This window comes from Kribbella sp. (genome assembly GCF_035655035.1).
Classification (GTDB): Bacteria; Actinomycetota; Actinomycetes; order Propionibacteriales; family Kribbellaceae; genus Kribbella.
Map to the genome: position 1 here is coordinate 1 of NZ_DASRVN010000558.1, position 2,383 is coordinate 2,383.

General features: G+C 69.3%; 3 protein-coding genes. 1 reads left to right on the forward strand and 2 read right to left on the reverse strand.

What is annotated here, in order from left to right; all coding sequences use genetic code 11:
• On the forward strand, positions 1-1,584 hold a 1,584-nt coding region (locus tag VFF46_RS30075), incomplete at its 5' end, for a glycoside hydrolase family 2 TIM barrel-domain containing protein (RefSeq protein WP_325040607.1).
• 51 nt (positions 1,585-1,635) lie between these two features.
• On the opposite strand, the gene VFF46_RS30080 is transcribed toward VFF46_RS30075, so the two are convergent.
• Entirely contained in the window at positions 1,636-2,043 is a 408-nt protein-coding gene (locus tag VFF46_RS30080) for a type II toxin-antitoxin system VapC family toxin (RefSeq protein WP_325040608.1), read from the reverse strand.
• The gene (locus VFF46_RS30085; RefSeq protein WP_325040609.1) at positions 2,040-2,315 is read right to left on the reverse strand and encodes a type II toxin-antitoxin system prevent-host-death family antitoxin; all 276 of its coding nucleotides are present in this window, start codon (positions 2,313-2,315) and stop codon (positions 2,040-2,042) included. The genes VFF46_RS30080 and VFF46_RS30085 overlap by 4 nt, the downstream gene beginning before the upstream one ends.
• Positions 2,316-2,383 lie beyond the last annotated feature (68 nt).

The window sequence follows — 2,383 nt, forward strand, 5'->3', positions numbered from 1 at the left end:
GGCGACAACCTGAAGTCGATGTACGCCGCCGCCAAGGAGCTCGACCCGTCGCGGCCGGTGCACTACGAGCGCGACACGCACGCGGAGTTCGTCGACATCTACTCGCAGATGTACACCTCGCCCGAGGACGTCGCGAAGATCGGCGAGGACCCCACGTCGTACCGGGGGCTGCCGTTCATCCTCTGCGAGTACGGCCACGCGATGGGCAACGGGCCGGGCGGGCTGCTCGACTACCGCGAGGTGTTCGAGAAGTACCCGCGCTGCCAGGGCGGGTTCATCTGGGAGTTCATCGACCACGGCCTCCGGACGACGATCGACGGGCGCGAGGTCTACGCGTACGGCGGCGACTTCGGCGAGACGATCCACGACGGGAACTTCGTCTGCGACGGGCTGCTGTTCCCGGACCGGACGCCGTCGCCGGGCATGCACGAGTACGTGAAGGTGATCGAGCCACTGCGGATCGTTGCTGATGGCAACCGCGTGGCGATCACGAACCTGTACGAGGTGCTGGACACGAGCCACCTGACGTTCAGCTACGTGGTCGAGGTCGAAGGTGTGCGGGTGGACGCCGGGAGTCTGCAGGTTCCGGTGATCGCCGCTGGTGAGACCGTGACGGTCGACCTGCCGGACGTTGACGCGTCGAAGCCCGAGACGTGGGTGACCGTCACTGCGTCGCTCACCGAGGCCGCCTCGTGGGCGGACGCCGGTCATCGGATCGCCTGGGGACAGATCCGGCTGGACGAGCCGGCTCTCCGGCCGGCTCGCCCAGCCGGGGTGGGTGCGGACGGCGAAGCAGCTGCGGGTGCGGCCGGGGTCGGGGCCGGTGGTGCGCCGGCTGAAGGTGTTGCTGGGGTCGGCGGGATCTCCGTCGGTGGGCTGCGGAACGTGCGGCTCGACGTCTGGCGGGCGCCGATCGACAACGACACCAACCCGGGTGTCGCGGCCAAGTGGCGCGAGGAAGGGCTGCACCGGGTGCAGCACCGGATCGTGTCGCAGGGCGAGCGCGACGGTGCCTGGGAGGTCGTCACCCGGACGGCGCCGCCGCAGCTGCAGTGGGGTCTGCGCAGTACCTGGCGCTGGACCGCCGTCGACGGTGCGGTCGTGCTCGAGCTGAGCGTCGAACCGGAGGGCCCGTTCCCCGAGGTGCTGCCGCGGCTCGGCATCACGTTCGACCTGCCGAAGGCCGAGCGGGTCGAGTGGTTCGGCACCGGCCCGAACGAGGCGTACGTCGACACCCGCGCGGCCGCCGCGGTCGGCAGGTACTCCGCCACGGTCGCCGAACTGCAGACGCCGTACGTCCGCCCGCAGGAGAACGGTCAGCGCATCGACACCCGCTGGGCCACGATCGACGGCCTGCGCATCGAGGCGATCGGCGACCTCTTCGGCCTCACGGTCCGCGACTGGACCACCCACGACCTGGAATCCGCCCACCACGCGGCGGAACTGGTCCCCGGTGACACCACCCACGTCACCCTCGACATCGCCCAAACCGGCGTCGGCACCGCCGCCTGCGGCCCCGCCCTCCCCGACCGCGACAAACTGAAAACCGCCCCCACCACTCTCACCCTCCGCTTCACCAGCTGATCGGCGCCCCGCCGCGTCGCCCGTCGGGCCGGTGCGGCGGAGTACATCAGTTCACTTGGCGCCGGGCGCGGCCGTCGGCAGACCTATGTCGGCGGCCGCGGTCAGCAGGCGCTTGTCGTAGGTGACCAGAGCCGTGAGCTGGATGCCTTCGAGGACCAGCGACTGGGCAGTCGCGAGATGGATGGCGTCGAGCGTCCGGAGCATCGGATCCGCGTACGCCGCGGCAGTCGCCAGGACGGTCTCGTCCACTTGAACCCTGTCGAGCCTGGCCAGGACGGTCGGCACCGCTGCGAGTCGACCTGGATCGGATCGCCGTAAGGCGCGAGGCACCTCGGTGAGCACCAACGCCGAGGCGACGAGTCCTTTGTCCGCCTGCTGCGCGAGCCACGCCTCGAGCGCGGCACTCTCCACTTCCCGGCGGATCATCTTCACGATCGCCGCTGAGTCGAGGAAGATCACAAACGCTCCTCACGGAGATCGGATACGATGTCCGTCGAGTCGACCGACAGGTCTGGCTCACCCGCGGGCAGGACGAGCGGGCCGGGATTGCTGGCTGGGATCAGCCGCCCGCGCCGAATCAGGTCGGCTCGGATGCTCGTGTTGTCGTCGATCGGGACGAGCCGTGCGGCTGGATGCCCACTGACCGTGATCTCAAGGGACTCGCCGTTGGCGACCCGTGCCAGGACGGCGCTGGTGTGCTGGTTGAGCTCGCGTACCGGAATGCTGTCCATGAATGAAGTGTAGAACGCTGTGTTCTACACCTTCCAGTCAGATCGCGATGGTCGGGCGTAGGTGGGGG